1 protein-coding gene is annotated in these 305 nt (G+C 72.1%); it reads right to left on the bottom strand.

All coding sequences use genetic code 11. The annotated features are described in order from the left end of the window. Nucleotides 1-305, bottom strand: a 305-nt coding sequence (locus tag DSP71_RS22495) for a hypothetical protein (protein WP_220151140.1), incomplete at both ends; no start/stop codon positions are given.

The following is a 305-nucleotide window of genomic DNA, read 5'->3' as shown; positions in this document are numbered from 1 at the left end:
CAAGGCGGGTGCGGCCGGGGACCAGGGTGGTGATCACCCATGCCGCGCCGAGCGTGGTCGCCAGCAGCAGCGGGAGGTACAGGGTCTCGGTGAACTGGGGCACGTCGGTGTCGTATTCCATCACGATGATCAGCGCCGCCCCCAGCACGCCTGCGGCCAGGGCGATCCGCGGCGGGGCGGGCACGTGCCGGTCGGTGCCGGTGAGCAGGCCGATCAGCACGCACAGGGTGCCGATCACCGACAGCAGGTGCGGGGGCGACCAGAGCACCGCGTCACGCCCGAACGCGGTGTGCCAGAACGCGTCG

This window comes from Microbacterium sp. H6, assembly GCF_003314775.1.
GTDB lineage: Bacteria > Actinomycetota > Actinomycetes > Actinomycetales > Microbacteriaceae > Microbacterium > Microbacterium oxydans.
This window is presented reverse-complemented; position numbering and strand designations above follow the sequence as displayed.